Consider the following 24,431-nt stretch of genomic DNA (forward strand, 5'->3'; position numbering starts at 1 on the left):
CGGACGCCTCCGTCTCGCCATTCGATCTTTTGTTGACACCTACGAGGGAATTCGTACAGGCTCTCGCCCCATGCAGCCCCTCGGTGACCGTGCCGTCACCCTCGTCGAGCGCCGACACGTGGACCTGGTCCGTGTCGCGAGCGCCATGTGTCGTTGCTGCGCGTAGCCACAACTCTTCCTCCCTTTTCCTGATTTCGCTCCGCCGTGCCCCGCCCCGCCGTGCCGCGCGCCGTCCCGTGCGCGCCCGGGCCGAGGGCCGCCGAGCCTTGTCCTGGAGTATTCGTGTCTTCGTACAACAGCAAGCTGTCCCGTCGTGCCTTCGGGGGCGCCGTCGGAGCGACCGCGGCGACCGCCGCCGTGGGGCTGGGCGCCGGTCCGGCGCAGGCCGCGGAGGGCCCCGGAGGGGGTCCCCAGGAGCGTGAGTTCCGGGCCGCGAGCGGCCGCGGCTCGCGCCGCCCCAACATCCTGTTCATCCTGGGCGACGACCTGGGGTGGGCCGACCTGTCCTCGTACGGCTCCCCGCACATCAAGACCCCGAACCTGGACCGGCTCGCCCGCCAGGGCGTCCGGTTCACCGACGCCTACGCGGGCTCGGCGACCTGCTCCCCGACCCGGTTCAGCCTCTACACCGGGCGCTACCCGGCCCGTACCAAGGGCGGGCTGGCCGAGCCGATCGCGGACCGGACGGTGGGCCTGGACCCGACGCACCCGACGCTGGCCTCGCTGCTGCGCGACGCCGGGTACGCCACCGCGCTGATCGGCAAGTGGCACGCGGGCTACCTGCCGGACTACGGCCCGACCAAATCGGGCTGGGACGAGTTCTTCGGGAACTTCGGCGGGGCCCTGGAGTACTACTCCAAGCTGGGCCTGGCCGGCGAGTACGACCTGTACGAGGGCGACGCCGAGTACAAGGACCTGCGCTACTACACGCGGATCATCACGGAGCGGGCGAGCGAGTACGTCTCCCGCGACCACCACGGCAAGCCGTGGCTGCTGAACCTGAACTTCACCACCCCGCACTGGCCGTGGATCGCCGACGGGGACACCGCGCAGAGCGCCGAGATCGTCCGGCGGATCAAGGCGGGCGACGCGCGGGCGCTGTGGCACCAGGACGGCGGCTCCGTGGAGAAGTACAAGCAGATGGTCGAGGACCTGGACCGTTCGGTGGGCCGGGTGCTGGACGCCCTGAAGCGCTCGGGGCAGGAGGAGGACACCCTGGTCGTCTTCGGCAGCGACAACGGCGGCGAGCGCTTCTCGTACAACTGGCCGCTCTCGGGCAACAAGGCCTCCCTCCAGGAGGGCGGCATCCGGGTCCCGAACATCCTGCGCTGGCCCGCCCGGATCGACGGCGGCCAGGTCAGCCGGGTCCCGCTGTTCAGCCCGGACTGGACGGCGACCCTGCTGGAGGTGGCCGGGACCCGGCCGCACCGGGCCTACCCGCTGGACGGGGTGAGCCTGGCCGGGTACCTGCTGCGCGGGGAGACGCCGGCCGAGCGGGACCTGTTCTGGCGGGTGCGCGGGGAGCGGGCGCTGCGGCGCGGGAACTGGAAGTACTACCGGGGCAAGTCCGGCCGCGACCAGCTGTTCGACCTGGCCGGGGACCTGCGCGAGCAGGCCGACCGGGCGGCGGCGGAACCGGCCCGGCTGGCGGAGCTGCGCACGGCCTGGGAGCGCACGGACGCCACGCTCCTGCCGTACCCGTCCTGAGCCGTCCCGCTCACTCGGCGGCGGAGCCCGCCTCGGCGGTCAGGCCCTGCCCGTCGGCGGCGGTGAGGGTGAGGGTGCGCCCCTGGACCTTCCAGGTGAGCGGTCCCGCGCCGAGCAGCCGGGTCATCGTCCGCTCGACCTCGCCGGCCGGTCCCTCGCAGGCCATGCGGGTGCTGGTGACCGGGCCGAAGGTGACGGTGGCCCCCTCGACGGCGGCCGGGGCGCTGAACCGGTTGCAGCCGAGGCTGCCGCCGGCGGTGCCGTCGGGGGCGAGGGTGAAGCGGGCCCGGCCGGCCGCCGCGGCGGGGACGGGGGCCCCGTCCAGGGCGGTCACGGTCCAGCCGGTCACGGTCAGCGGGGCGTCCGCTTCCGGGGGCGTGGAGGTGATCCGCCCGGTCACCGGCGGGCCGCTCCCGTCCTGCGGGGCCCCGGTGCAGCCGGTCAGCGCGGCCAGTACGAGGACCAGCCCTGCGGCGACGGGGCCGGCGGGGTGCCTGGGGATTCGCATGCCCCTGGGACGGGCCCGGGCAGGGTCCGGTTCCGCCTCAGCTCATCAGGGGCAGCAGCCCGGACAGGTCGGCCCGCTCGCCACTGGCGCGGACCGCGGCCGCGTCCAGGGCCTCGGGCCAGCCGGTGCGGCCGGTGGCGAGCCGGAGCCAGGTCAGCGGGTCGGTCTCGACGACGTTGGGCGGGGTGCCGCGGGTGTGCCGGGGGCCCTCGACGCACTGGACCACCGCGAACGGCGGGATCCGGACCTCCACCGAGCCGCCGGGCGCCTTCACCGCGAGGGCGTCGGCGAGCAGCCGGGTGCAGGCGGCCAGCGCCTGCCGGTCCAGGGGGATGTCCAGGCCGGTGGCCCGGTTCAGGTCGTCGGTGTGGACCACGAGCTCAACGGTCCGGGTGACCAGGAAGTCGGCGAGGGTCATGTCCCCGATCCACAGGTGCAGGACCCGGCTGCCGGGGCCGGCCTCCAGCGCCTCGGCCATCCGGGCGCCGGCCCGCTCGAACAGTTCCGGGACGGGGGCGCCGGTGAGGGTCTCCCGGGCGGCCTCCGAGATCTTCCCGGCGAGGGAGGCGGTGGCGAAGGGCCACTCGACGGCGCTCAGCTCGGCGACGGCGGCCGGCGGCCGGGCCAGCCCCGCGGCCAGCGAGTCCGCGATCCAGGCGACATGCCCGGCGAGCTCCCCGACGCTCCACTCCCCGACCCCACTGGGCCGAGCGAACTCCGCGTCCCCCAACTCCCGCACGGCCGAGGCGACATGCCCGAACTGGGCGGTGACGGCCGCACGGATCTTCGCCTGGTCGTAGGTACGCGTCTTCTTCTTCACGGGCGCCATGCCCCGACCCTACTGGGGGAGGCCGAGCCCGGTGCAGCCCCGACGTGCGGCGGCTTCCGCGGCGTAGGCCTTGAACAGCTCGGCCGTACGGCCGCCCAGTGCCCTGTCGTATCCCGGGGCGATGTCCATCGTGAAGACGGCGGGCCGACCCGAGCACACGGCGGAGGCGTACAGGACGTGACCGTCCCGTCCCGCGCCCCGCAGGATGACGGGGCGGGCGTCGTCCTGTGCGCCGCGTGCGCCGATCACGGTCGCCTCGGCGTCGTCGCCGAAGTAGGACTGGGTGTGTATCCACCACGGACGCGACATCAGTACGTCGCCCAGGTCGTCGTCTCCCCGTTCGTCGCGGCTCAGCTGCGGGAAGCTTCGCCGGACGCCGTCCGGGCTCATCGCCAGCACACAGGATTCGCCGCGGCTCGCGACGGCGGTCGGCGCGCCGGCAGACCGGTCGGGCAGCCTCCGGCGATCCGCGCCGCCCTGCAGGAGTGAGGCGTACCAGCCGCATGTACCCCGGCCCTCCTCGGCCCGGCCGAGGTCGAGGGAGGGCTTGGTGAGCCGGGCGGCCAGCTCCGGCAGCGCGGCCCGGCAGCCCAGCCGCCGCGCGGCGTCCGCAGCCGCGCCACGGGCCATCCGGGCCAGTGCCCGCAGGTCGGCGTCCGTCGGCTCTTCCTCGTACGCTCCGGCAGCCGTGACCAGCACCGATGTCGGGGAGGTCGCGGCCGGTGCCTCGCAGCGGGCCGTGACGGTGACGCTCCTGCGCCCGTGGTCGCCGAGCCGGCCGTCACCCAGCGGGGTCCGGCCGGCGTGGTCCACCCGCGCGGTGGCGTCCTCGTCCGTGCGGAAGTGCCTCTCGCCGAACGGTGCGTCGTCGACGCCGATCTCGTGCAGGTAGGGCGGCCCCTGCTGCGGCAGGGGGTGGACGGTGAGGGAGAAGTGGCCCGAGCGTTCCGTCCGGCCGTCCGTCTCACGGACCCTGTCGAAACCGCACGTGCCGGGCACGCGGCCCAGTTCGAGGCGGTGCCCACGCCATGCGGGTTCCACCCGGTCGGTGCCGCCGTTCAGGCCCAGGACGGCGGCCGGGTCCACCAACCCGTCGCAGCCCGCCTCGATGGCCGCCCGGCTCCCCCGGCGGTCCTGCCACTTCTGCCAGGAGCCGTGCAGCGACCATCCGCTCAGCACGATCCCGGCGGCGCAGACCGCGCACAGGAGCGCGTTCCACCGGTTACGCCACGGCCCCCGGTCCGGCAGGATCTGCACATGGTGCCCCTCGAACCGTCCGGAAGCACCAGGTAAGGGATCGAACACCGGGCCCCCTCGTTCACGCTGCGACGAGCACAGGCTACCGACGGCGGAACGCGCCGAGGCCCCGTCCGCGGAACGCGGGCGGGGCCTCGGGCAGCCGGGGGCGGGATCAGGCCAGGAGGGACGGGATCGTGGCCTCGTGGGCCTTGCGGAGTTCCGTCAGGGGGAGGGTGAACTCGCCCTGGATCTCGATCTCCTCGCCGTCCACCACGCCGATGCGCGTGGCCGGCAGGCCCCGCGCGCCGCACATGTCGGTGAAGCGGAGCTCCTCGCTGCGCGGGACCGACACGATGGCGCGGCCCGCGGACTCGGAGAACAGGAAGGTGAACGCGTCCAGGCCCTCCGGGACGACGATCCGCGCGCCGTTGCCGCCCTTGAGGCAGGACTCGGTGAGCGCCTGGATCACTCCGCCGTCGGACAGGTCGTGCGCCGCGTCGACCATGCCGTCGCGGGAGGCGGAGATCAGGATCTCGCCGAGCAGCTTCTCGCGGCCCAGGTCCACCTTGGGCGGCATGCCGCCGAGGTGGTTGTGGACGACCTGGGACCAGGCCGAGCCGCCGAACTCCTCGGCGGTGTCGCCCAGCAGGTACAGCAGCTGGCCGGCCTCCGCGAACGCCATCGGCGTGCGGCGGTTGACGTCGTCGATGACGCCGAGGACCGCCACGACCGGGGTCGGGTGGATCGCGACGTCGCCCGTCTGGTTGTAGAGGGAGACGTTGCCGCCGGTCACCGGGGTGCCCAGCTCCAGGCAGCCGTCCGCGAGACCGCGGCAGGCCTCGGCGAACTGCCACATGACGTCCGGGTCCTCGGGGGAGCCGAAGTTCAGGCAGTCGGAGATCGCGAGCGGCTTGGCGCCGGTCGCGGCCACGTTGCGGTACGACTCGGCCAGCGCCAGCTGCGCGCCCGTGTACGGGTCGAGCTTCGCGTAGCGGCCGTTGCCGTCGGTGGACATGGCGACGCCGAGGTTGGACTCCTCGTCGATGCGGACCATGCCCGCGTCCTCGGGCTGCGACAGGACGGTGTTGCCCTGCACGAAGCGGTCGTACTGGTCGGTGACCCAGGACTTCGACGCCTGGTTCGGGGAGGAGACCAGGGCCAGGACCTGCGCGCGGAGCTCCTCGGAGGTCTGCGGGCGGGGCAGCAGGCCCGCGTCGTCGGCCTGGAGGGCGTCCTGCCAGGAGGGACGGGCGTACGGGCGCTGGTAGACCGGGCCCTCGTGGGCGACGGTGCCCGGGGGCACGTCCACGATCTGCTCGCCGTGCCAGAAGATCTCCAGGCGCTCGCCGTCGGTCACCTCACCGATGACGGTGGCGATGACGTCCCACTTCTCGCAGATCTCCATGAAGCGGTCGACGTGCTGCGGCTCGACGATCGCGCACATGCGCTCCTGCGACTCGCTCATGAGGATCTCCTCGGGCGAGAGCGTCGCGTCGCGCAGCGGCACGGTGTCCAGCTCGACGCGCATGCCGCCGGAGCCGGCCGAGGCCAGCTCGGAGGTGGCGCAGGAGAGCCCGGCGCCGCCGAGGTCCTGGATGCCGGCGACCAGCTTCTCCTTGAAGATCTCCAGGGTGCACTCGATGAGGAGCTTCTCCTGGAAGGGGTCGCCGACCTGGACGGCGGGGCGCTTGGTGGGCTTCGTGTCGTCGAAGGTCTCGGACGCGAGGACCGAGACGCCGCCGATGCCGTCGCCGCCGGTGCGGGCGCCGTAGAGGATGACCTTGTTGCCGGGGCCGGAGGCCTTGGCGAGGTGGATGTCCTCGTGCTTCATCACGCCGATGCAGCCGGCGTTGACCAGCGGGTTGCCCTGGTAGCACTCGTCGAAGACGACCTCGCCGCCGATGTTCGGCAGGCCCAGGCAGTTGCCGTAGCCGCCGATGCCCGCGACGACGCCCGGCAGGACGCGCTTGGTGTCGGGGTGGTCGGCGGCGCCGAAGCGCAGCGGGTCCACGACGGCGACCGGGCGGGCGCCCATCGCGAGGATGTCGCGGACGATGCCACCGATGCCGGTGGCCGCGCCCTGGTAGGGCTCGATGTACGAGGGGTGGTTGTGCGACTCGACCTTGAAGGTCACCGCGTAGCCCTGGCCGACGTCGACGACGCCGGCGTTCTCGCCGATGCCGACGAGCATGGCGTCGTTCTTGGGGGCCTTCTTGCCGAACTGGGCGAGGTGGACCTTGCTGCTCTTGTACGAGCAGTGCTCGGACCACATGACCGAGTACATGGCCAGCTCGGCGCCGGTGGGACGGCGGCCGAGGATCTCGCGGATCCGGGCGTACTCGTCCTCCTTGAGGCCGAGTTCCTTCCAGGGCTGGGAGGCGTCCGGGGTCTCGGTGGCGTTCTTTACGGTGTCGAGGCTCATGCGCTGACCAGCTTCTTCAGGACCGACGTGAAGAACGGGAGGCCGTCGGTGCGGCCGGTCCCGACCAGCGGCTCGACCGCGTGCTCGGGGTGCGGCATGAGGCCGACGACGTTGCCCGCGGCGTTGGTGATGCCGGCGATGTCGCGCAGCGAGCCGTTCGGGTTGACGTCGAGGTACCGGAAGGCCACTCGGCCTTCGGCCTCCAGTTCGTCGAGCACGCGCTCGTCGGCGACGTACCGGCCGTCCATGTTCTTGAGCGGGACCGAGATCTCCTGGCCGGCGGTGTAGTCGCCGGTCCACGCGGTGTCCGCGTTCTCCACCCGCAGCTTCTGGTCGCGGCAGATGAAGTGGAGGTGGTTGTTGCGGAGCATCGCCCCCGGCAGCAGGTGGGCCTCGGTGAGGACCTGGAAGCCGTTGCAGATGCCGAGGACCGGCATGCCGCCCTTGGCCTGCTCGATGATGGTCTCCATCACCGGCGAGAACCGGGAGATGGCTCCGGCGCGCAGGTAGTCCCCGTAGGAGAAGCCGCCCGCGAGGACGACCGCGTCGACCTGGTGCAGGTCCTTGTCGCGGTGCCACAGCGAGACCGGCTCGGCCCCCGCGAGGCGGACGGCGCGCAGCGAGTCACGGTCGTCGAGCGTTCCGGGGAACGTGACGACACCGATGCGAGTGGTCACCGTCAGGCCTCGACCTTCACGGTGAAGTCTTCGATGACGGTGTTGGCGAGGAACGTTTCGGCCATCTTGTGGATGCGGTCGAGGGCGGCCTGGTCGACCGGTCCCTCCACTTCCAGTTCGAAGCGCTTCCCCTGGCGGACGTCGGCGATCCCCTCGAAGCCCAGGCGCGGCAGTGCACGCTGCACCGCCTGGCCCTGGGGGTCGAGGATCTCCGGCTTGAGCATGACGTCGACTACGACGCGTGCCACTGGCACTCCCGATGAGGTGGTTGGTGCAAGGCGGTTCCCTCAGCGTACCCGGCCGAAATTTCTACGCGGGTAGATATCGGGCGGGGGTGAGCCGGGCGGGGTTCCGGCTTCACCAACGCTTCGCAAAATCCACCGGAAAACCACTCGCCCGGCATTGCGGCGGGACACGCGGGAGGAATTAACTGGGCTTCGCAATTCAATGGGAATCGCGGTACAAAGGAATCAGCCGGGATTCCTACGGTTTGACGTATTCCACCGAAACATCCACACAGGCGACATCACCGCACGTCAGCGCGCGGCGAGGCGCACGAAGGGACCGATATCCGTGGCGCAGCGCGTAGTAGTCACGATCTCCGACGACCTCGACGGCGGGGAAGCGTCGGAAACGGTCACGTTCGCCCTGGACGGTAAGTCCTACGAGATCGACCTCAATGTGGCGAACGCAAAGAAACTGCGGAAGGGCCTGGCCCCCTTCGTGGCCGCCGGCCGCCGCCAGTCCCGCTCGGGCAAGGCCTTCAAGCACACCGCCGTCGCCCCCGACCCGGCCGTCGTCCGGGCCTGGGCGCGCTCCAACGGTCACGACGTGCCCCCGCGCGGGCGCATCCCGAAGGCGGTCTACGCGGCCTACAACGAAGCCCACTGACCCCGGATTTGCCATGCACCCCCTCCGATCGGCTAGTGTGTGGATCACGCCGAGGGGCCAGGCCGGAAGGCCGGGAACCGAAGTCGTGCGGGTGTAGTTCAGTAGCAGAACACCCCCCTTCCAGGGGGGAGGCGCAGTGTGCAATCCCTGTCACCCGCTCTGCATCGCTTTACCGACCACGGTCGTGGATCAGGTAGAGTGAGGCACACAGCCAACGGCTCTCGGGTCGTAGCTGGGTATGCGGACGTAGCTCAGTTGGTAGAGCACCACCTTGCCAAGGTGGATGTCGCGCGTTCGAGTCGCGTCGTCCGCTCAGATGACAAAGGCCCCGATCTCTGATCGGGGCCTTTGTCGTTGTCGTTGTGTCGTGGCTCACCCGCGATGACAAATGTCATCGGTGGCCGTGACAGCGCGCACTGCTCCCCCGCCCGGCCCGCCGGGAGGCTTGGGGCATGACCACCGACACAGTGATCCGGGCCGAAGGGCTCCGCCGCGGCTACTCCGGCGGCTTCGAGGCCGTGCGCGGCGTCAGCTTCTCCGTGGCCCGCGGCGAGGTCTTCGCCCTCCTCGGCACCAACGGCGCCGGCAAGACCTCCACCGTCGAACTGCTCGAGGGGCTCGCCGCCCCCACCGGCGGCGAGGTCCGCGTGTTCGGGCTCGACCCGTACGCCCGCCGCTCCGAGGTCCGCCCGCGCACCGGGGTCATGCTCCAGGAGGGCGGCTTCCCCTCCGACCTGACCGTCGCCGAGACCCTGCGCATGTGGGGCGGCGTCACCACCGGCGCCCGCCCGGCCGCGGAGGTGCTGGAGCTGGTCGGACTGGCCGCGCGGGCCGCGGTACGGGTCAAGCAGCTGTCCGGCGGCGAGCGGCGGCGCCTGGACCTGGCGCTGGCCCTGCTCGGGCGGCCCGAGGTGCTGTTCCTCGACGAGCCGACCACCGGGATGGACCCCGAGGGCCGCCAGGACACCTGGGACCTCGTACGGGAACTGCGGGCCGGGGGCACCACCGTGCTGCTGACCACGCACTACCTGGAGGAGGCCGAATCCCTCGCGGACCGGCTCGCGATCATGCACGAGGGGGAGCTGGTGCTGACCGGCACCCCCGAGGAGGTCACCGCGACCCGGCCCTCCCGGATCCGCTTCACCCTGCCCGACCGGGTGCCCGCCGGGCGGCTGCCGCTCGCCCTGCACGCCGCCGCCGACGGCCCGCGCGTGGAGATCCGTACCGAGAGGCTGCAGGCCGACCTGACCGCGCTGCTGCGCTGGGCCGAGGACGCCGGGGTCGAACTGGGCGGCCTCGACGCCCGCCACGCCTCCCTGGAGGAGGCCTTCCTGGAGATCGCCCGCGGCCGCCGCGACACGGCCGACGACACGATGGCGGGGACCCGGTGAACGCGCCCACCCTGAACCCCGGCCGGCTCGCCGCGCTGGGCCGGTCCGAACTGACCCTGCTGGTCCGCAACCGGGCCACCCTCAGCGTGGCCGTGCTGATGCCCGCGGCGACGCTCCTCGTCCTGCGCACCGTCGTCGGCGGCGACAGCACGGCCGCGGTCGCCGAGGCCACCCTCATCGGGGGCATCGGCATGGTGCTGCTCCTCGTCGTCTACATGAACCTGGTCTCGGCCTACGTCGCCCGCCGCGAGGAGCTCGTCCTCAAGCGGCTGCGCACGGGCGAGGCCGGCGACCTGGAGATCCTCACCGGTACCGCGCTGCCCGCTGCGGTGATCGCCCTCGCCCAGATCGCCGCCCTCGCGGTGGCCGGGGCGGCGGTCCTGGGCGCGCCGCTGCCGCGGAACCCGTTGCCGCTGCTGGCGGGGGTCCTCGCCGCCCTTCCGCTGCTCGCCGGGATGGCCGCCCTGACCAGCGCCTTCACCCGGAACGTGGAGACCGCCGGGCTGACGACGCTGCCGCTGTTCCTGCTGACGGCGCTCGGCTCGGGAGTGTTCACGGCACCGGACGCCCTGCCCGACACCGTGGCCTCGGTGTGCGAACTGCTGCCGCTGAGCGGGGTGATGGCCCTCGTACGGGCCGGCTGGAGCGGGGGGAGCGGCTGGTACGAGCTGCTGGGGGCCGCGCTCACCACGCTGGCCTGGATCATGGTCACCGTGTTTGCTGTCCAGCGGCGGTTCCGCTGGGAACCGCGCCGTTAGGCAGAGGGAAGATCCGGGGGGACGGGGCCGTGTCGAAGCTGACCGGGTGGTGGAAGAACCGCAGTAGCGCGGGCAAGGTCGAGGTGTACACGCGCTGGTCGTTCCACTTCTTCGTGCTCGTGGAGATCGGCTCCTTCGGGTCCATGGCCTTCACGGTCCCCGACCCGGCCTCCCCCGGGCCGTCGGCCGTGGCGGTGGCCGCCTTCCTGGTGGTCTGCGCGCACTCCGTCCTCGTCGGGTACCTCTCCTCCAGGGCCCTCGACGGGGTGACCGGCCGCCGCGAACGGCCCGTGCGCCTCTCGCTGGTGGCCTCCGCCCTCACGGCCGCGGTCGTCGTCCTCTTCCTGTGCCTGCGCAGGTTCGGGGTGATGGAAGCGACCGTGGCGCCCGGACTGGTGCTCGGGGTGAGCTGCTTCGGCTGCGGGTCGCTCGTGCTGACCCTGGAGAAGGCCCGCCACATGGCGTACGTGCCCCTGGCCGCCGCGGCCGGGACGGCGGCGGTCGTCGGCGCGCTGGGCCTGCCGCCGACGGAGGCCCTCGGGTACTTCGTCGGGATGCTGCTGACCTGTGCCTTCCTCGCCTTCACCTGCGGTTTCTCCGGCTGGCTGCTGCGCACCGTCTACGAGCTCGACCACGCCCGGGAGCTCCAGGCCCGGCTGGCCGTGGCGGAGGAGCGGCTGCGGTTCGGGCGGGACCTGCACGACGTGATGGGCCGCAACCTGGCCGTCATCGCGCTCAAGAGCGAGCTCGCGGTGCGGCTGGCGCGGCGCGAACGCCCCGAGGCCGTGGACCAGATGATCGAGGTGCAGCGGATCGCGCGCGAGTCGCAGATGGAGGTGCGCGACGTGGTGCGCGGCTACCGGGAGGCGGACCTCGCGGTCGAGCTGGAGGGCGCCCGCGGGGTGCTCAGCGCCGCCGGCATGGACTGCCGCGTCGAGTTCGCCACGGCCGCCCGGGAGCTGCCGGCCGAGGTGCAGTCCGCGCTCGGCTGGGTGGTCCGCGAGGCGACCACGAACGTACTGCGGCACGGGGACGCCCGCAGCTGCCTGATCCGGCTGACGGACCGGGAGGCCTCGGGCACCCTGACGCTGCTGGTGGAGAACGACGGGGTGGCCGAGGCCCCCGCCGGACCGCCCGGATCCGGGCTCGCGGGGCTGCGGGAGCGGCTCGCGGCCGTGGACGGGACCCTGCACGCGGGGCCGGCCGGCGGCGGCCGGTTCCGGCTGCGGGCCGAGATACCGCTGGACGCACGAGGAGTGGAGGTGCGGGCGTGAACCCCGTACGGGTACTGCTGGCCGACGACGAACACCTGATCCGGGGCGCGCTGGCCGCCCTGCTGGGCCTGGAGGACGACCTCGCCGTCGTCGCCGAGGCGGCCTCCGGGCCCGAGGCCCTGGCCATGGCGCGGGCGCACCGGCCGGACGTGGCGGTGCTGGACCTCCAGATGCCGGGGGCGGACGGTGTGAGCGTCGCCACGTCACTGCGGGCCGAACTGCCCGACTGCAAGGTCATGATCGTGACCAGCCACGGCCGCCCCGGGCACCTGAAGCGGGCCCTCGCGGCGGGGGTGCGGGCCTTCGCGCCGAAGACGGTCTCGGCGCAGCGGCTGGCCGAGCTTATCCGTACCGTGCACGCCGGAGGCCGTTACGTGGACCCGGAGTTGGCGGCCGACGCGATCAGCGCGGGCGACTCGCCGCTGACGGCCCGTGAGGCCGAGGTGCTGGAACTCGCGGCCGACGGGGCGCCCATCGCGGAGATCGCGGAACGGGCCTCGCTGTCGCAGGGGACCGTACGGAACTACCTGTCCTCGGCGGCGACGAAGCTGGGCGCCGAGAACCGGCACACCGCGGTGCGTCTCGCCCGGTCCCGGGGTTGGGTATAGTAGTTCTCGCGCTACGGCGCACAGGCGGACATAGCTCAGTTGGTAGAGCACCACCTTGCCAAGGTGGATGTCGCGCGTTCGAGTCGCGTTGTCCGCTCAGCGAACGAAGGCCCCGATCGGTTGATCGGGGCCTTCGTCGTGTCAGCTCCAGGCCTGGCCGGTCAGGCGCTCGTAGGCCTCGACGTACTTGGCGCGGGTCTGCGCCACGACCTCCTGCGGCAGGACCGGCGGCGGGAGCTCGCCCTTGGAGTCCCAGCCGGAGGCCGGGGAGGCCAGCCAGTCGCGGACGTACTGCTTGTCGAACGAGGGCTGCGTGCGGCCCGGCTGCCACAGGTCGGCGGGCCAGAAGCGGGACGAGTCCGGGGTGAGGACCTCGTCGGCGGCGACGAGCGTGCCGTCCCCGTCGAAGCCGAACTCGAACTTGGTGTCCGCGAGGATGATGCCGCGCTCGCGGGCGATGTCGCGGGCCCGCCCGTACACGGCGAGGGTGGTCTGGCGCAGCAGCGCCGCCGTCTCGGCGCCGGTGGTGCGGGCGACCTCCTCGTAGGAGACGTTCTCGTCGTGGTCGCCGACCTCGGCCTTGGCGGCCGGGGTGAAGATCGGGGCGGGCAGCTCGGAGCCGTCCACCAGGCCCTCGGGGAGGGCGAGTCCGCAGACGGTGCGGGACTGGACGTACTCCTTGAGGCCGGAGCCGGTGAGGTAGCCGCGGGCCACGCACTCGACCGGGACCATGTCGAGGCTCTTGCAGACCAGCGTGCGGCCCGCCCAGTCGGCGGGGGCGCCGGCGGGCAGGTCGGTGCTGATGACGTGGTTCGGGACCAGGTCCTGAAGCTGCTCGAACCACCAGAGGGAGAGCTGCGTGAGGATGCGGCCCTTCTCCGGGATCTCGGTGGGCAGCACCCAGTCGGCGGCGGAGATGCGGTCGCTGGCGACCATGACGAGGTTGCCGTCCTCACCGCGGTAGAGGTCGCGGACCTTGCCGGTGTGGAGGTGGACGAGGCCGGGCACCTGCACGGGCTCGGGCTTTTCGACGAATCCGGGCACGGGGTCTCCCTGTGGTTCTGTACGAGCGCGGGGCGCGGCACCATTCTCCCGCACGGGGCGCCGTGCCCGGGGCAGGGGGGTGCGCCGGGGCGGGGCGGGGGCCCGGCGGGGGTCAGTCGCGCTTGCAGATCCGGTCGAGGAGGTTGGCCGTGGCCTTCTGGATCCGTTCGTCCACGTGCCCGGGGCGGTCCAGGGCGGGGGACCAGGCGAAGGTGCCGGAGGCGAAGACGAGGGCGCCGCTGGGGGCCCGGTAGAGGGAGGTCTCCTGGTGGCGCTTGGCGCCCTCGCCGTCGAGGTAGGGGGAGTGGGCGAGCAGGATCCGGTCCTGGTGCTCGGGGAGCTGGGTGCGCGGGAAGTACCGGTCGGCCTCGCCCGCCACCAGGCCGTCGAGCTCGTCGTTCTCGGCGGCGCCGGTGGAGTCCCAGAGCCAGTGCGTGGCGTTGCGGACGATCAGGGGCGCGGGCTCCGGGACGCGGCCCGCGTACTGGATGCCGAGCAGCTGCTGCTCCGGGCGGTCGACCTCGCGCCAGAGGCTGGGGCGGCCGGGGCCGCGGCGTTTTCGGCAGGTCAGGAGCCGGTCGGGCACCCCGGAGGGGGAGGGGGCCAGTTCGACCTGCCAGTACATGGTGTTGGCGGAGAGGAAGACGAGGGAGGTGCCGTGGTCGCGGGCGCGTTCGACGGTGCGGCGCATGGGGAGCGACCAGTACTCGTCGTGGCCGGGGAAGACCAGGCCCCGGTAGCGGGTGGGGTCGACGCGGCCGGCGTGCAGGTCGCGGGTGTCGGCGTAGGCGAGGTCGTAGCCGTAGCGCTCGGCCCAGCGGATGAAGTCGTAGGCGTGGCCGACGTGCAGGGGCAGGCCGGCGCCCGCGTACGGGCGGTCGAAGGAGACCGTGATGGCCGCGTCCTGCTCGCCGAGGAGCCGGCCCTCCTCGTCCCAGGCGTGGTAGAGGCTGGCGCCGGTGCGGCCGTCCTCGGGGTAGAGGTTGTAGGCCTGCCAGGTGATGTCGGGGAGCAGGAGCAGGAGGTCGGCGGGGTGGTCGTCGCGGACCGTGAAGGGGATGTGGGAGCGGTAGCCGTCGGCGGTGGTGAGCACGGCCACGTAGGCGCCGATGCTCCAGTAGGAGGGGACCTGGAGCCGCCAGGACTGCCACCAGTGGTGGCAGGAGACCGTGCGGTCGGCGGTGAGCGGGGGCGGCTGGACGATGCCGGAGAGCCGGGGGCTGGTGGTGATCTTCGAGGCGCCGTCGCCGCCGTAGTGGCCGATGCGGTAGACGTCGACCTGGAACTGCTGGGGCGGGTCGACGGTGATGTGGAAGTCGATGGCCTCGCCCGGGGCGACGGCTCCGGTGGAGGTGAAGCCCTTGATCTGCCGGTGCACGTCGTCGGCGGTCCGGGGGCCGCCGCCCCGGCCGGGGGTGGTCTGTCCGGGGGCCAGGGCGGGGTCCACGTACCAGGGGACGACCTGGCCGGTGTCGCCGAAGTACACCTCGCTGCCCCGGAACCAGGGCAGTGGGCCCTGGCCGAAGGGATCGTTCACCGCGTGCGCGAGCGCACCCGATTCCCAGCGCCGGATCTGGTCCGCACCCATTCCGCTCCCCTCCCTCGCGCCCCCGAACGCGTCTGTCGAACACGGTGGCGCGAGGCGGGATTCGGACACCCGCGTCGCGACCGGTCCCAGCACATCACATAACGCACTCACTCCGTCACCGTTCGTCGCGAATTGACGGGAACGGAACCTGAGACGCCGCTTCGTGTGGCGGGACGGGGTGGCGCCGGGGTGGCCCGGGGGTGGCGCTTCCGCCCTGGCCAGCGGGGGCCGCGTACGGGTGGGCCCGCGGTGGCTCAGACCAGGCGGACGGGCTTCTCCGGGCGGACGCCCAGTTCCGCGAGCAGGTCGCGCAGGGGGGCCGGGTCTCCGTCCTCGACGAGGGAGAGGACCCGGGGGGCCAGGTCCACCCGGCGCTCGCCGCCGACCAGCAGGACCGGGCCGTCCAGCCAGTCCAGGCCGGGGCCGGCGCCCGCCGAGTCCACGGCCGCACAGCAGACCAGGGCCGTGACGTGGTCGGCGAGCAGGTCCCGGCCGCTGCGCGGGGGCTGGAGCGGGAACAGGGGGAGGGTGTCGGCGCCCCGGCCGGGGCCGGCCCGGTGCGGGCCGGCGGTACGTTCCTCCCGCGCGAGGTCCCCGCTGAGCCGCCCGGCCAGGGCCTCCCCGGCGGCCCCGTCACCGGCGGGGTCCGTGAGGTAGCCGAGCACGCGCTCCAGCGTCGGCCCGCCGAAGGCGTCGCGGCCCGGCTCGGGGACGGGCGGGGCGCCTTCGGCCCCGGGCGGCGCGGTCGTGGCCCGGGCCGTACCCCGGGGGGCGGCCTGCGGGGTGGGCGGAGCCACGGACTCCGGCGCGGGGGCACCGGGCGCGGTGGCGGCTTCGGCGCGGGCCGCCGTCATGGCCGGCGCCGACGGAGCGGGCCGGCCGGCCGCGCGGGGCGCCTGCCGCTCGCTCGGGGCGGGGGCCTCGGCCCGGGCGCCGGCCAGCGCCGCCGCCGAGGCGGGGGGCGGCTCGCTCCCCGAGGGGACGGCGAGGGCGTCCAGGGCCGCGTGCAGGCGGGCCGCCTCCACGCGCCACTTGCGGTCGACGACCTCCTGCGGGTAGGCCGCCCAGTCCACCGGCGACCACTGCGGCCCCGCCTCCGCCGGGCCGCCGTGGAACAGCCGGGCCGCCAGCAGCGAGGCGGCCTCGTCGATCAGCCCGGGCTGCTCCAGTAGATCGCAGGCGGGGCGCTCGCCGAGCCGGGAGGCGAAACCGTCGGCCAGCCGGTCGCGCCGGGACAGCTCGGTCAGGGCGGAGACCACCCCGGTGTCCAGGTGCGCGGGCCAGCGGCCCATCCGCCAGGCGGGCAGCGCGACCCGGGTCAGCAGCCGGTCCCAGCCCGCGTAGGCGAGGCCGACCTGCTCCTGGGCGGCGGTGCGCATCGCCTGGTCCACACCCTGTGCACGCTCGGAGGCCGCGGCGGCCACCCCGCGCTCCATCTCGGCGGCGTCCGCCCCGCACAGCCGCAGCAGCAGCCGCGCGGGCCGGCCGACGAGCCAGCCCAGGCCGGGCCGCCCGCCCACGTCCGCCGCCGCGTCCAGCCCCCGCACGAAGCCGCGGGCGTCGGCTATGTCCGGGTGCGCGGAGGGGCCCGTACCGGCGACGACCGGCGCCAGGAGGGCGCGCAGCTCCGCGACCCGCATCCACCACAGGAACGGCGAGCCGATCACCAGCACCGGCGCCGCGCCGGGCCGCGACTCGGGGCCGTCGGATATGCCCGCGCGGCGGTGCGCCCCGTGACTGCGGTCCTCCAGCCAGCTGTCGCAGTCCGGGGTCAGGGCTATCGCGGACGGGGCGGGGACGCCCATCCGGTCGGCCAGGTCCCGTACGAGCCGGTACAGGTCGGGCGCCGCGGCCTCGGGCAGCGGCACGGTGGGCGTCACGGCGGGGCCCGCCCGCAGCACCACGGCACCGAAGATCCCGCCCGCCAGCAGCACCAGCGCGGCCACCGCGCAGACGGCCAGCGTCACGGCCGGCCAGGGGTCGCCGGCCAGCCGGCCCGTCATCCGGGCGGTGACCAGGACCACCGCGAGGGCGGCGGGCAGCAGCACGGCGGCCAGCGCCCTGCTGCGGACCCGCAGCACCGCGAGGGCCAGGGAACGCGCGGACGGCACGCCCACTTCTGCGATCGAACCGGTTCCGGACACGGCCGGACCTCACCCCCTCTGCCCTGCGGCGGCTTTGCTCACTCCCCCACTGTGACACCCGCCACTGACATCGCAATGCCGGTGGGCCATGTGCCGGAATGCTTGCGCCGCACCCTAGTTGGAGCGCACGCGGCCGTCAGGCGGACAAGGGGACCATCACCCGATGGAATGGCTTTGGGCAAAGGTGGATGCGCTCGAGCGCCACTGGAGGCAGGCGCACGCGGGCGCACGCGAGGGCCCGGTGCGCGCCCTCGCGCCCCGGGCCCCCGGTCCTCACGGGCCTGCTGTCCAGCGGCAGGTCAGCGGCCCTCGGCCGCCTTCGCGGCGATGTCCGTACGGTGCTGGGAACCGTCGAGCCGGATCCGCGCGACGGCCTTATACGCCCTCTCGCGCGCCTGCGCCAGGTCCGTACCGGTCGCCGTCACGGACAGCACGCGACCGCCCGCGCTGACGACGGAGCCCCCCTCCTGCCGGGTCCCGGCGTGCAGCACGTAGGCCTCGGGGCCGTCCTCGGCGGCCACCTCGGCGAGCCCCTCGATCGGGTCGCCGGTGCGCGGGGTGCCGGGGTAGTTGTGCGAGGCGACCACCACCGTGACGGCGGCCTCGTCGCTCCAGGTCAGCGGCGGCAGCGTGTCCAGGGTGCCGTTCGCCGCGCCCAGCAGCACCGCCGCGAGCGGGGTGCGCAGCCGGGCGAGGACGACCTGGGTCTCGGGGTCGCCGAAGCGGGCGTTGAACTCGATCACCCGGGTGCCGCGGCTCGTGAGGGCGAGACCGGCGTAGAGCAGGCCGGAGAAGGGGGTGCCGCGGTGGCGGAGCTCGTCCACGGTCGGCTGGAGGACGGTCTCCAGGACCTCCTCGACCAGCTTCGGGTCGGCCCACGGGAGCGGGGAGTAGGCACCCATGCCGCCGGTGTTGGGCCCCTCGTCGCCGTCGAGCGCGCGCTTGAAGTCCTGCGCGGGCTGGAGCGGGAGCACGGTGACGCCGTCGGTGATGGCGAACAGGGAGACCTCGGGGCCGTCGAGGAACTCCTCGATGACGACCCGGTCGCAGCCGGCGGCGTGCGCCCGGGCGGCCTCGATGTCGTCGGTGACGACGACGCCCTTCCCGGCGGCGAGGCCGTCGTCCTTGACCACGTACGGGGCGCCGAAGGCGTCGAGGGCCGCGTCGACCTCCTCGGCGGTGGTGCAGACGTAGCTGCGGGCGGTCGGGACGCCGGCGGCGGCCATCACGTCCTTGGCGAAGGCCTTGGAGCCCTCCAGCCGCGCCGCCTCGCCGGACGGGCCGAAGACGGGGATACCGGCCGCGCGGACGGCGTCGCCGACCCCGGCGACCAGCGGTGCCTCCGGGCCGACGACGACCAGGTCGGCGCCGAGTTCCGTGGCGAGCGCGGCGACCGCGCGGCCGTCGAGGGCGTCGACCGGCCGCAGCTCCGCCACCTCGGCGATGCCGGCGTTGCCGGGGGCGCAGTACAGCGCGGAGACGTCGGGGTCGAGGGACAGAGAGCGGCACAGGGCGTGTTCGCGGGCGCCGCCGCCGATGACGAGGACCTTCACGCCGCCCAGGGTAGCCCGGACGGGGTGGCCGGTTTCGTGCGGCCACCCCAATACCGGCGGGCTACTCGTTCGTGTATTCCTCCACAACGGTCGCTCCGAGCTCGCGCACGATCAGGTCGTGTCCCGTCAGGGCGCTGTCGACGAGGTCGGGGTCGTCCGCCTCGGGCACGTCGTCCTCGGGGGCCACGGGCGGGGGTCCCTGCTGCACGGGCGGCTGGGGCGCGGCCGCCTGCGGGGACGGCGGCCGGGGCGCCTGCTGCTGCGGGGCGGGGGCCTGCGGAGCCTGCGGGGGCGGGCTGTGGGCGGGCGCCGGGGGCGGGCTGTAGGCCGGGGCGGCCGGGGCCCCGTACGCGGGCGCCGAGGGCGCGGGGCCCCCTCCGCCCACGACGGCGTCGATCTTCCAGTGCACCTGGAACTGCTCGGCGAGCACCGCCTTGAGCACGTCCTCGCTGCCGCTGCTCGCGAAGTTGTCGCGGGCCCCGGGGTTGGGGAAGCCGAGCTGCAGGGTGGTCCCGTCGAAGCCGGTGACCTGGGCGTTCTGGCTGAGCAGGATCCAGGTGAAGCGGCGGCGGTTCTTGACGGCCTCCAGCACGCCGGGCCACATCGCCTGCACCTGCCCGACCCCGGCCGCCATCTCGGCGGAGGGCGCGGCGGAACCGGCCGCGGCGGAACCGGCCGCGGCGGGCGCGGCCTGCGCGGGGGCGGGTGCGGGCGCGGGGGTGCGCGCGGGGCCGCCGCTGCCGGGCGCGGCGGCGGTGGGCCAGGCCCCGGCGGCGGGCGCGGCCGATGCGGCGGCGCCGGCACCGGGCCAGGCGCCGGGGGCGGAAGCGGCGGGGGCCGGAGTGGCGGCGGCGGGCGCGGAGGCCCCGGGCCACGCCCCGGGCGCCTGCGCGGGGGCACCGCTGCCCGGCTGGGCCGCGCCGGGCCAGGCACCGGCGGCGGGCGCCGGGGCGGCCGGAGCCTGCTCCGGAGCGGCGGCCTCGACGGGAGCCGGGGCGGCCGGAGCCTGCGCCGGGGCGGGCACCTGCGGCGGGGCGGCGGCCGGGGCCGGGGCGGGGGCGGGCTGCACCGGCCCGGAATCCGCCGCGGGACCCCGTACGGCGGCACGCGCGGCGGCGACCCCGCCCCCCGGACCGGCCGGGGCCATCCCGTGGACGTCGGGTCCGGGCACGTACCCCATCGCGACCGAACCGGCGGGCGGACCGCTGCGCTCCAGCCGGTCGAGGCGGGCCTGGACGGACCGCTCGTCGTCGAAGGCGGCCGGGAGCAGCACCCGGGCGCAGATCAGCTCCAGCTGGAGCCGCGGCGAGGTGGCCCCGCGCATCTCCGTGAGCCCGGCGTTGACCAGGTCGGCGGCGCGGCTGAGCTCGGCGGCGCCGAACACCGACGCCTGTGCCTGCATCCGCTCCACCACGTCGGCCGGGGCGTCGATGAGCCCCTTCTCCCCGGCGTCGGGCACGGCGGCCAGGATCACCAGGTCGCGCAGCCGCTCCAGCAGGTCGGCGACGAACCGGCGCGGGTCGTTCCCGCCCTCGACCACCCGGTCGACGACCTCGAAGGCCGCGGCCCCGTCCCCGGCGGCGAAGGCGTCCACGACGGAGTCCAGCAGCGAGCCCTCGGTGTAGCCGAGCAGGGAGGTGGCCATGGCATACGTCACACCCTCCTCACCCGCACCGGCGAGGAGCTGGTCCATGACGGACATCGAGTCACGCACGGAGCCCGCGCCGGCGCGCACGACGAGCGGCAGCACCCCGTCCTCGACCCGCGCCCCCTCGCGGCCGCACACCTCGCCGAGGTAGTCGCGCAGGGTGCCGGGCGGCACGAGCCGGAAGGGGTAGTGGTGCGTGCGCGAGCGGATGGTGCCGATGACCTTCTCGGGCTCGGTCGTCGCGAAGATGAACTTGAGGTGCTCCGGCGGCTCCTCGACCACCTTCAGCAGGGCGTTGAAGCCCGCCGAGGTGACCATGTGGGCCTCGTCGATGATGTAGATCTTGTACCGGCTGGACGCGGGCCCGAAGAAGGCCTTCTCGCGCAGGTCGCGGGCGTCGTCGACACCACCGTGCGAGGCGGCGTCGATCTCGATCACGTCGATCGACCCGGGGCCGTTGCGCGCCAGGTCCCGGCAGGACTGGCACTCGCCGCAGGGGTCGGGAGTGGGGCCCTGCTCACAGTTGAGGCAGCGGGCCAGGATGCGCGCGCTGGTCGTCTTCCCGCACCCGCGCGGCCCGCTGAACAGGTACGCGTGATTGACCCGGTTGTTCCGCAGGGCCTGCATCAGCGGGACAGTGACATGCTCCTGCCCGATGACCTCGGCGAACGACTCGGGGCGATAGCGGCGGTACAGCGCAAGGGACGACACGTCTACGAGGTTATCCGGGCCCACCGACAACAGCCGCCCGCCGCCGCCCCCCGGAACGCAAAGCGCCCCTCACGCACCCGCCAGAGCCCACTTACCCTTGCTGCCTTCCGGCCCTGGGGGAGTTGGGTGAGATAGCGCCACGTGAGGGGCTGGGCCCCACCCTAGCGGATGGAACCCCCCGGAATCGACCCCGCCCCCGCCGCCCTCCCCGCCCAGGTCACCGTCCGGACCCCCGATCCGGATCGTGTTCGCGAGCACCCCTCAACGTCTTGTATTGTTTGCGGCGGAGGATTCGCCTAGAGGCCTAGGGCGCACGCTTGGAAAGCGTGTTGGGGGCAACCCCTCACGAGTTCGAATCTCGTATCCTCCGCCAGCTCAGAGGGCCGGACCGCGCAAGCGGACCGGCCCTCTGGCGTTTCCCCGTCTCAGTTTCCGTCTCAGTCGCCCGGCGGCAGACCCCAGAGGGCTTCCCCGACCTGACTGGCGGCCCGCTTCAGCAGAGGGCCCGTGACGTGCATGTACCGGGCCCGCATCCGAGCAGCTCCCCCAGGCTCCCAACCCATGATCGCGTCGACGACCACATCAGGAACCCCGAGCAGCAGGAGCACGGTGGCAGCGGTGTGGCGGGCGTCATGCAGCCTGCCGTCCCGGACCCCGGCATCCTTCAGCAGCTGCTTCCAGCGGTGGTAGTCCGTGTTCGGGATCAAGGGCCCGCCGGTCGGAGAGGCGAAGACGTACCCCGATCCCTCCCAGTCGGCTCCAGCAGCCTCCCGCTCGCGCTCCTGCTCCTCCTGGTGGGCTCTCAGCAGTTTGATCACCGGCTCGGGCAAGCCGATGGTCCGGCGTCCCGCTCGGGACTTGGTGTTCTTGAATTCGCGACGGATCTGCTCACGCTGCAGGCAGTAGCCCGCATGCCGGCCGCAGGGCTCGGTACAGCCGTGGCGGTACTTCGGGCGCAGGCGGTTCTTCCTGGTACGCAGGTAGCCCGCATCAAGGTCGAGGTCTTCCCAGTGCAGCCCGAGCGCCTCCCCCTGCCTGAGGCCGAGCGCCAGGGCTACGACCCAGCGGGCGCTGTTTCGGAGCTTGGAGGCCTCCAGCAGCAGCCGCTGCACCTCTTCGATGTCGTACGGCTCGATGTCCTCCTCTTCGAGCCGGGGAGCCTTGGCGATCTCCGCCGCGTTCGTGGCGATGTGCCCGCGCCGCACGGCTTCACCGAGCGCGACCCGGATCGTGCGGTGCACGTGGTGCGCGGTGGCGGCCTTGCTCCCGGACTTCTGCATCTTCGCGTAGAAGGTCTCCAGGTGTTCCGGCTCCAGGCGGTCCAGACGATGGGCTCCGAGCCCGGGGACCAGGTGCACGCGGACGTCCACCTCGTAGCCGTCGTACGTGTTCTCCGAGACGTATTTCTGGGCGATGTTGTAGACCCAGTGCTCCGTCCAGGTCTTGACCGTCCAGCGCTGTCCGGCCTTTGGCAGCTTGTTGGCGTCCCGCTTCTTCTCCATCTCGCGGACGGCCTTGACCACCTCAGCCTGAGTCTTGCGCTCGACGTGGCGCCGGTCCGGCCGGCCGTCGTCCCGAACTCCGACGGTCACGCGGCCATGCCACTTGCCGTCCTTGCCGAAGTAGATCGAGGACGCTCCGTTGGGCTGCCTGGTCCGCTTCTTCTCGCTCACGAGGCCCCCCTCAAGCCGCGGCACGAAGCTTGGCGACGTACGCGGGCAGGGCGTCCGGCGGGATGCGCCGCAGACGGCCCACGGTTACGGATTCGAGCGCCCCGGAGGCCACGAGGGCGAAGCATGTCGTACGTCCGATCCGCAGACGGCGAGCAGCTTCTTCGACCGTCAGCAGGACGAGCGTGGGGTCGTGCGGGTCGTTCACGGGCCCTCCTCAGGGTCGAGTGCGGCGCAGGCCTCCCGGGCAGCGTCGCGGTTGGTTCGGATGTCACGGGCGATGGTCTGGGCGAGCCAGGACTCCCCGGGGGTGTGTCCGTGTCCGGCGAAGGTCCAGTGGGCGAGGACGAGCGTGGAGTCCTCCTCGGAGTCGCCCAGGTCGGGGAGTCCTCGTTCGCGTCGCTCTTGCGCGGCGCGGTAGTCAGCGCGGGTCTGGCGCAGAGCGCCGAGGGTGGTGGAGTAGGCGCGGGACTTGGTGGAGAAGTGGCCCCGGAAGCCGAGCATGTGCGACCAGTGCGCGAGGAGCCGGTCCGGGTAGGCGACATCGAGCGCCCAGCAGGCTTCGATGAGGCGGCGGGTGTGGGCGGGCATGTGGAGCTTGTCCAGTTCGGCGAGTTCGCCGATGCGGCGGTCGGCGGTACCGGTGGTCTCGGCGGCTTTGGTCGCGTACTTCGCGACGTAGGAGGCCACCGCGACTTCGGTCAGGTCCTCGTGGCCGAGCCCACCGATGGGCTGGACGTCCACCTGCGTGCCCCAGCCGAGGGTGCGGGTACGGAAGCCGCCGGAGGCGGGGACGCTCACGGCGACTCGGCCGGCGGCGGCCCGGATCGCATCGTCCAGGAGGCCGACAGAGGCCCAGGAGGGTGGAGGAGTCTGCGGTCCGTCCGGTCCGTCGAGGCGTACGACGGTGTGGAAGTGGACCGCTCCGCGCTTCTGGAACTCGGCGACCTTCCCGAAGGAGACCCGGCAGGACTCCTTCAGAGCCGTCTGCGTGATCCCGGCGCGGGCGGCGATCTCGCGGCGGAGGTAGATCGTGAAGCGCTGCCAGAGCTGTCCGGCGTAGTTGTTCCAGAGCACCGCGCCCGCATAGTCGTACCGATCCGGGTACAGGGCCGTGCCCAGGAGAGGGTCGGTCTCGGGGTGGATGGTGCCGCAGCGGCAGCGGCCGGAGGCGGGGCGGTTGTGGACGGGTCCGAAGGAAGGGGCGGTGAGGGTGGCGAAGACCCGGGGGTGGGAGCGGACCGTGAGGGGGACGTCCTTGCCCTCGTCGCCGGTGATCCCGGCACGGATCAGGTGGTAGGTATCCCCCGCGTAGGTCCAGGCGCACGAGGGGCACCGGGAGGCCCGCCGGTTGCCGCAGGCGACCCGTAACCGGCCGCCGGGTTCGTCGGCGGTCGAGTACGAGTAGAGGACCTCCCCGGTGCGACGGTCGCGGGTCACGGTCGAGCCGAACAGGTGGATCGGGTCCGAGCAGCCACCGGTGCGGCGCACCTGTTCCTGCCAGCGGTCGAAACCGGGAGCGGAGGCGACGCGCAGGAGATCGGCGAGGGTGAGCGGGTCGGTGCCCAGAGAGGCCGCAGCACCGGCCACGGCCTCAGGGGCGACGGGAAAGACCGTCACGCTGCCACCGCCATGCGGGTAGCGGACCGAGCCATGATGTTGTGCTGGGGGCACGGGTCTGCCGCACGATCGGGTGACATCTGAACTGGCTTGCCCTGTGGGGCAGGTGGGAAGGATGTCGCTGTGCCCAAGCCCTATCCGGAAGAGTT

At 73.4% G+C, this 24,431-nt stretch carries 21 protein-coding genes, 4 tRNA genes and 1 other RNA gene; 11 read left to right on the forward strand and 15 right to left on the reverse strand.

The genetic code is table 11. The features are described 5' to 3' along the window. Window positions 1–70: 70 nt before the first annotated feature. The gene (locus tag ACFY0O_RS36565) at window positions 71–166 is read left to right on the forward strand and encodes a putative leader peptide (RefSeq protein ID WP_388955132.1); all 96 of its coding nucleotides are present in this window, start codon (window positions 71–73) and stop codon (window positions 164–166) included. Between the two features lie 116 nt (window positions 167–282). Beyond that, window positions 283–1,707 (forward strand): sulfatase-like hydrolase/transferase, encoded by a 1,425-nt coding sequence (locus ACFY0O_RS36570; protein WP_388955134.1) that lies wholly within the window; start codon window positions 283–285, stop codon window positions 1,705–1,707. A gap of 10 nt (window positions 1,708–1,717) precedes the next feature. Here the strand turns inward: ACFY0O_RS36570 and ACFY0O_RS36575 are convergent, their stop codons facing one another. The 6 genes from ACFY0O_RS36575 to purS form a co-directional block, all read right to left on the reverse strand. Next, window positions 1,718–2,215 carry an META domain-containing protein gene (locus tag ACFY0O_RS36575; protein ID WP_388955137.1) on the reverse strand — a complete coding sequence of 166 codons (498 nt, stop codon included), beginning with the start codon at window positions 2,213–2,215 and terminating at the stop codon, window positions 1,718–1,720. 37 nt (window positions 2,216–2,252) lie between these two features. Beyond that, window positions 2,253–3,044 (reverse strand): sterol carrier family protein, encoded by a 792-nt coding sequence (locus tag ACFY0O_RS36580; protein WP_388955140.1) that lies wholly within the window; start codon window positions 3,042–3,044, stop codon window positions 2,253–2,255. Window positions 3,045–3,053: 9 nt separating this feature from the next. After that, window positions 3,054–4,301, reverse strand: coding sequence for a hypothetical protein (locus ACFY0O_RS36585; RefSeq protein WP_388955142.1), 1,248 nt, complete (start codon window positions 4,299–4,301; stop codon window positions 3,054–3,056). Between the two features lie 154 nt (window positions 4,302–4,455). Next, window positions 4,456–6,705, reverse strand: a complete 2,250-nt coding sequence (purL, locus tag ACFY0O_RS36590) for a phosphoribosylformylglycinamidine synthase subunit PurL (RefSeq protein ID WP_388955144.1) — start codon at window positions 6,703–6,705, stop codon at window positions 4,456–4,458. After that, window positions 6,702–7,382 carry a phosphoribosylformylglycinamidine synthase subunit PurQ gene (gene purQ, locus ACFY0O_RS36595; RefSeq protein ID WP_388955147.1) on the reverse strand — a complete coding sequence of 227 codons (681 nt, stop codon included), beginning with the start codon at window positions 7,380–7,382 and terminating at the stop codon, window positions 6,702–6,704. The genes purL and purQ overlap by 4 nt, the downstream gene beginning before the upstream one ends. 2 nt (window positions 7,383–7,384) lie before the next feature. Further along, on the reverse strand, window positions 7,385–7,636 hold the full coding sequence (gene purS, locus ACFY0O_RS36600; protein ID WP_008740952.1) for a phosphoribosylformylglycinamidine synthase subunit PurS: 252 nt from the start codon (window positions 7,634–7,636) through the stop codon (window positions 7,385–7,387). Between the two features lie 319 nt (window positions 7,637–7,955). Between purS and ACFY0O_RS36605 the strand changes: the two genes are divergently transcribed. From ACFY0O_RS36605 to ACFY0O_RS36640, 8 genes are all read left to right on the forward strand, one after another. Continuing rightward, the gene (locus tag ACFY0O_RS36605) at window positions 7,956–8,273 is read left to right on the forward strand and encodes an Lsr2 family protein (protein WP_358891631.1); all 318 of its coding nucleotides are present in this window, start codon (window positions 7,956–7,958) and stop codon (window positions 8,271–8,273) included. 87 nt (window positions 8,274–8,360) lie between these two features. Beyond that, window positions 8,361–8,432: transfer RNA gene (locus tag ACFY0O_RS36610), tRNA-Gly, on the forward strand. An 81-nt stretch (window positions 8,433–8,513) separates the two neighbouring features. Further along, a tRNA-Gly gene (locus ACFY0O_RS36615) sits at window positions 8,514–8,586 on the forward strand. Between the two features lie 139 nt (window positions 8,587–8,725). Then, window positions 8,726–9,664 (forward strand): ABC transporter ATP-binding protein, encoded by a 939-nt coding sequence (locus tag ACFY0O_RS36620; RefSeq protein WP_388955149.1) that lies wholly within the window; start codon window positions 8,726–8,728, stop codon window positions 9,662–9,664. Further along, entirely contained in the window at window positions 9,661–10,422 is a 762-nt protein-coding gene (locus ACFY0O_RS36625) for an ABC transporter permease (RefSeq protein ID WP_388955151.1), read from the forward strand. Before ACFY0O_RS36620 ends, ACFY0O_RS36625 begins: the two co-directional genes overlap by 4 nt. 29 nt (window positions 10,423–10,451) lie before the next feature. Beyond that, window positions 10,452–11,696 (forward strand): sensor histidine kinase, encoded by a 1,245-nt coding sequence (locus ACFY0O_RS36630; RefSeq protein WP_388955154.1) that lies wholly within the window; start codon window positions 10,452–10,454, stop codon window positions 11,694–11,696. Then, window positions 11,693–12,304 carry a response regulator gene (locus tag ACFY0O_RS36635; RefSeq protein ID WP_388955157.1) on the forward strand — a complete coding sequence of 204 codons (612 nt, stop codon included), beginning with the start codon at window positions 11,693–11,695 and terminating at the stop codon, window positions 12,302–12,304. The genes ACFY0O_RS36630 and ACFY0O_RS36635 overlap by 4 nt, the downstream gene beginning before the upstream one ends. A gap of 24 nt (window positions 12,305–12,328) precedes the next feature. Then, a tRNA-Gly gene (locus ACFY0O_RS36640) sits at window positions 12,329–12,401 on the forward strand. 44 nt (window positions 12,402–12,445) lie between these two features. Here the strand turns inward: ACFY0O_RS36640 and ACFY0O_RS36645 are convergent. The 6 genes from ACFY0O_RS36645 to ffs form a co-directional block, all read right to left on the reverse strand. Further along, window positions 12,446–13,348, reverse strand: a complete 903-nt coding sequence (locus ACFY0O_RS36645) for a phosphoribosylaminoimidazolesuccinocarboxamide synthase (RefSeq protein ID WP_388955159.1) — start codon at window positions 13,346–13,348, stop codon at window positions 12,446–12,448. A 112-nt stretch (window positions 13,349–13,460) separates the two neighbouring features. Continuing rightward, window positions 13,461–14,936 carry a N,N-dimethylformamidase beta subunit family domain-containing protein gene (locus ACFY0O_RS36650; RefSeq protein WP_388955162.1) on the reverse strand — a complete coding sequence of 492 codons (1,476 nt, stop codon included), beginning with the start codon at window positions 14,934–14,936 and terminating at the stop codon, window positions 13,461–13,463. Between the two features lie 254 nt (window positions 14,937–15,190). Continuing rightward, window positions 15,191–17,080: a hypothetical protein gene (locus ACFY0O_RS36655; RefSeq protein ID WP_388955164.1), complete on the reverse strand. Its 1,890-nt coding sequence runs from the start codon at window positions 17,078–17,080 to the stop codon at window positions 15,191–15,193. A gap of 299 nt (window positions 17,081–17,379) precedes the next feature. Next, a complete protein-coding gene (purD, locus tag ACFY0O_RS36660; protein ID WP_388955167.1) occupies window positions 17,380–18,633 on the reverse strand; it encodes a phosphoribosylamine--glycine ligase in 1,254 nt (417 codons plus the stop codon). Window positions 18,634–18,694: 61 nt separating this feature from the next. Beyond that, window positions 18,695–20,992 (reverse strand): DNA polymerase III subunit gamma and tau, encoded by a 2,298-nt coding sequence (locus tag ACFY0O_RS36665; RefSeq protein ID WP_388955170.1) that lies wholly within the window; start codon window positions 20,990–20,992, stop codon window positions 18,695–18,697. Window positions 20,993–21,047: 55 nt separating this feature from the next. Next, an RNA gene (ffs, locus tag ACFY0O_RS36670) (signal recognition particle sRNA small type) lies at window positions 21,048–21,146 on the reverse strand. Window positions 21,147–21,277: 131 nt separating this feature from the next. Between ffs and ACFY0O_RS36675 the strand changes: the two genes are divergently transcribed. Beyond that, window positions 21,278–21,365, forward strand: a tRNA-Ser gene (locus ACFY0O_RS36675). A gap of 64 nt (window positions 21,366–21,429) precedes the next feature. Here the strand turns inward: ACFY0O_RS36675 and ACFY0O_RS36680 are convergent. From ACFY0O_RS36680 to repSA, 3 genes are read right to left on the reverse strand one after another with little or no spacing between them, the layout of a single operon-like run. Continuing rightward, on the reverse strand, window positions 21,430–22,665 hold the full coding sequence (locus ACFY0O_RS36680) for a tyrosine-type recombinase/integrase (RefSeq protein WP_388955172.1): 1,236 nt from the start codon (window positions 22,663–22,665) through the stop codon (window positions 21,430–21,432). A 10-nt stretch (window positions 22,666–22,675) separates the two neighbouring features. Further along, entirely contained in the window at window positions 22,676–22,870 is a 195-nt protein-coding gene (locus ACFY0O_RS36685; protein WP_385875250.1) for an excisionase family DNA-binding protein, read from the reverse strand. After that, a complete protein-coding gene (repSA, locus tag ACFY0O_RS36690) occupies window positions 22,867–24,282 on the reverse strand; it encodes a replication initiator protein RepSA (RefSeq protein WP_388955175.1) in 1,416 nt (471 codons plus the stop codon). The genes ACFY0O_RS36685 and repSA overlap by 4 nt, the downstream gene beginning before the upstream one ends. Between the last annotated feature and the right edge of the window lie 149 nt (window positions 24,283–24,431).

Origin of the sequence: Streptomyces sp. NPDC001594 (genome assembly GCF_042893675.1) — a bacterium.
GTDB lineage: Bacteria > Actinomycetota > Actinomycetes > Streptomycetales > Streptomycetaceae > Streptomyces.

Bases quoted from the DNA above. Each gene is read 5' to 3' on its own strand.
- ACFY0O_RS36620 (WP_388955149.1), top strand. From the start codon at position 8,726: ATGACCACCGACACAGTGATCCGGGCCGAAGGGCTCCGCCGCGGCTAC.
- ACFY0O_RS36650 (WP_388955162.1), bottom strand. From the start codon at position 14,936: ATGGGTGCGGACCAGATCCGGCGCTGGGAATCGGGTGCGCTCGCGCAC.
- ACFY0O_RS36580 (WP_388955140.1), bottom strand. From the start codon at position 3,044: ATGGCGCCCGTGAAGAAGAAGACGCGTACCTACGACCAGGCGAAGATC.
- purL (WP_388955144.1), bottom strand. From the start codon at position 6,705: ATGAGCCTCGACACCGTAAAGAACGCCACCGAGACCCCGGACGCCTCC.
- ACFY0O_RS36575 (WP_388955137.1), bottom strand. From the start codon at position 2,215: ATGCGAATCCCCAGGCACCCCGCCGGCCCCGTCGCCGCAGGGCTGGTC.
- ACFY0O_RS36565 (WP_388955132.1), top strand. From the start codon at position 71: ATGCAGCCCCTCGGTGACCGTGCCGTCACCCTCGTCGAGCGCCGACAC.